Source organism: uncultured Brevundimonas sp. (genome assembly GCF_937870815.1).
In the GTDB taxonomy this organism is placed as follows: domain Bacteria; phylum Pseudomonadota; class Alphaproteobacteria; order Caulobacterales; family Caulobacteraceae; genus Brevundimonas.
Map to the genome: position 1 here is coordinate 1 of NZ_CALMZS010000104.1, position 3,335 is coordinate 3,335.

Sequence of the window (3,335 nt, forward strand, 5' to 3'; positions counted from 1 at the left end):
CTGATGCTCTACGCCCTTCAGGTGAACATCCGCGGCGGCGTCCTGCCCGAGGCGGAGGCCGACGGTCGTGTGTTCTTCCGCATTCCCGCCAACCATTTCCCGGTCAGCCCGGGTTGAACGACGGACGCCGCAAGGCGCCGCCGCCCTCGCCGCCGCCATCCGGCCCAGGAGAAAACCGTCATGAACATTCGCCCGCTCGATGAAACCCTCTCGATCTCGCCGCAGCTGAGTCCGGCGGAACTGCCGTCCCTCGCCGCCCGCGGCTATCGCTCCGTCATCTCCAACCGCCCCGACGGCGAGGCGCCCGGGCAGCCCGCGGCCGCCGAGATCGCCGCCGCGGCCGAGGCCGCCGGTCTCGAGTTTCGCCATATTCCGGTGGTCGGCGGCGCCATCGGAGAGGCCCAGGTGGCGGCCTTCAAGGCGGCCCTCGAGAATCTGCCCGGCCCGATCCTGGGCTTCTGCCGCTCGGGCGCGCGTACGACGATGCTCTGGGCGCTGGCCTGCAGCGGGAAGCGGCCGGCCGACGAGCTGATCGCGGCCGCCCGGAGCGCGGGCCTCGATCTGGGCGGCCTCCGGCCGCGCCTCGAGGGGCGGGGCTGATGCCGGAGCCGGCGGCGCGGACGCCCCGGCCGTGACCGCGCCCAGCCTGGTTCAATACATCCTCGGCGCCGCCACCGGCTCGATCGTGGGCTTCTCGCTCGGCCTGGTCGGCGGCGGCGGATCGATCCTGGCGGTGCCGCTGATCGTCTATCTGGTGGGCGTCGAGGATCCGCATCTGGCCATCGGCACCAGCGCGTTCGCGGTCGCCGCCAACGCCGCCGCCAACCTGGCCAACCATGCGCGCGGCGGCACGGTGAAATGGAAGATCGCCGGCCTGTTCGCCGGCGCCGGCGTGGTCGGCGCGCTGATCGGCTCCACCCTCGGCAAGGCCGTGGACGGGCAGAGGCTGCTGGCCCTGTTCGCGGTGCTGATGCTGGTGGTCGGGGCGCTGATGCTGCGCGGCCGGTCGGCGACGGGGGACGCGACGGTCGGCCTGACCCGGGGGAACGCTCCCAAATTGATCGGGGCCGGCGCGGCGACCGGCGTCCTGTCCGGCTTCTTCGGCATCGGCGGCGGATTCCTGATCGTGCCCGGCCTGATCTGGGCGACCCGCATGCCGATCTACCACGCCGTCGGCTCGTCCCTGGTCGGGGTGACCGCCTTCGGCCTGACCACGGCGTTCAACTACGCCCTGTCCGGCTGGGTCGACTGGCCGCTGGCCCTCGTCTTCGTCGGCGGCGGCGTGGCCGGAGGTCTGTTCGGCTCGCGTCTCGCCCGGCATCTCTCCGGCAGGAAGGGGGCCCTGAACTCGGTGTTCGCGGCGCTGATCTTCGTCGTGGCCGTCTACATGCTCTACCGAAGCGCCGCGGCGCTCGGGTTTATCTGACCGGTGTTTTTCAGATGACCGGAGGCTCTTAAGCCTGGCGTAAGTCCCGGGTGCTCCGGGTGAGGCCCAATCACCAAAGGAAACGCCGGATGACACGGTGGGTTGACGGCGCCAGAGAGTTCACGACCCGCCTCGACCGGCGACGGTTCCTGGCGGTCGGCGTCGCGGCGAGCGCGGCGGCCTGCGCCGGGATGCCGGCGGCGGATCCCGGGTCCGCGCCGGGGCTGGGCATCGCGACGGCCCCCAATCCCCATGTGTTTCCGCTGATTTTGGCGATGAGCCTCGATCCCTCCCTGCCGGTGAGACTGCTGCCGATCGCCGAGTCGCGGGACGCCGACGCCCTGTTCGCCGCGGGTCAGGCGGACGGGATGCTGGCCATGACCTATGTCGCGGCCGGGAAGCGGCTGTCCGGAGCCGTTCCCGACCTTCGGCTGCATACCCTGACCACCTGGCGGGGCTTCTTCCTGGTCGCGGCCGCCGGGGTGCGAGGTTTCCAGGATCTGAAGGGACGGACCACCATCGTCAGCGGCCCGGTCGGATCCGGCAGGGGCGGCGGCGGAGACCTGATCTTCCAGGCGGCCGCCCGGCGTCAGGGCGTCGACCCTGTCAATGAGCTCCAGGTGGAGTATCTGCCGATCAGGTCGGGCATGGAGCGCATGATGTCGGGCCGGGCCGCCGCCATCACCGTGCCCAGTCCGGGCAGCACCGGCCTCGTCGCGCGATCAAGGGCGCCGATGACGGCCGGGCCGGCGGCGCCGTTCACGGCCCTGGACCTGCAGACGATCTTTTCGGGGTTCCCCGCCTTCCCCGCCAATCAATTGCCGCTCGGCGGCCTGCATGTTTCGGACACGGTCCTGGGGGCGCCCGAGAAGCGCCGGCAACTCGATGCCGTCGTCCGGGCCTACCACGACGCCGCCGAGCGGCTCACCGCCGATCCGCAGCGTTACGCGCCGCTGGTCGCGGCCGGCTATGGGCGGCATTTCGACCCGGTCGGCGCCGGCGGCTTCTCCGCCCCGCTGCTCGCGCGCGCGCTCCAGGAGGGCGATCTGGTCTACCGCGCGGTGCGCCCGGATCCGGCGCTCGGGCCCGATCTGCGGGCCTGGCTGGGCGAGGTCCTGGATCGGCCGGTCGGCGCGGACTTCCTCGTCGAGGGCGGATGAGCCGGCCTGGCGAACCTGGCGGCGGCGCGACCGGCGGATCAAGGCGACCCGCCGTTCGTTGAGGCCGTGCCGGATCGCGTCGCGTCGGCCTGACGCCATCAAGGAGGACCGCCCCATGAAGTCGCATACCCTGATCGTCGGCGTCGCCCTCGCGTCGCTGCTCTGGGCCACGGCCGCCCTGGCCGACCCGCTGCGTGTCTACGGGCCCGGCGGCCCCGCCCCGGCGATGCGCGAGGCCGCCGAGACCTATGCGAGGATGCACGGACGCGAGGTGACCGTCGTCGCCGGTCCGACGCCGCAGTGGCTGGCGGACGCCAAACTGGATGCGGACGTGGTCTTCAGCGGCTCGGAGACCATGATGACCGACTTCGTGACGGCCATGGAAGGCCGTATTGACGCCGCCGAGGTCGAGCCCCTCTATCTGCGCCGGGCGGCGATCTTGGTCCGTCCGGGCAACCCCGGCGGAATCGAGGGGTTGGCCGACCTGTTCGAACCCGGCCATCGCATCGTGGTGGTCAATGGCGCGGGACAGGACGGACTGTGGGAGGACATGGCCGGACGCGCGGGCGACATCCGCAGCGTGCGCGCCCTGAGAAAGAACATCGCCGTGTTCTCCGCCAACAGCGCCGAGGCCAGGGCGGCCTGGATCGCCGACCCCAGCCTGGACGCCTGGATCATCTGGAACATCTGGCAGGTGGCCAATCCGGAGGTGGCGGATCTGGTCGAGGTCGAGGAGCCCTACCGGATCT

4 protein-coding genes are annotated in these 3,335 nt (G+C 71.7%); all 4 read left to right on the top strand.

Annotated elements, in window-relative coordinates; all coding sequences use genetic code 11:
• The first annotated feature begins 180 nt into the window (after positions 1-180).
• Entirely contained in the window at positions 181-600 is a 420-nt protein-coding gene (locus Q0588_RS06730; RefSeq protein WP_298744913.1) for a TIGR01244 family sulfur transferase, read from the top strand.
• Between the two features lie 31 nt (positions 601-631).
• Positions 632-1,426, top strand: a complete 795-nt coding sequence (locus tag Q0588_RS06735) for a sulfite exporter TauE/SafE family protein (protein ID WP_298744915.1) — start codon at positions 632-634, stop codon at positions 1,424-1,426.
• A gap of 89 nt (positions 1,427-1,515) precedes the next feature.
• Entirely contained in the window at positions 1,516-2,586 is a 1,071-nt protein-coding gene (locus tag Q0588_RS06740; protein WP_298744917.1) for a hypothetical protein, read from the top strand.
• A gap of 115 nt (positions 2,587-2,701) precedes the next feature.
• Positions 2,702-3,335, top strand: a 634-nt coding sequence (locus tag Q0588_RS06745; RefSeq protein WP_298744919.1) for a substrate-binding domain-containing protein, incomplete at its 3' end; no start/stop codon positions are given.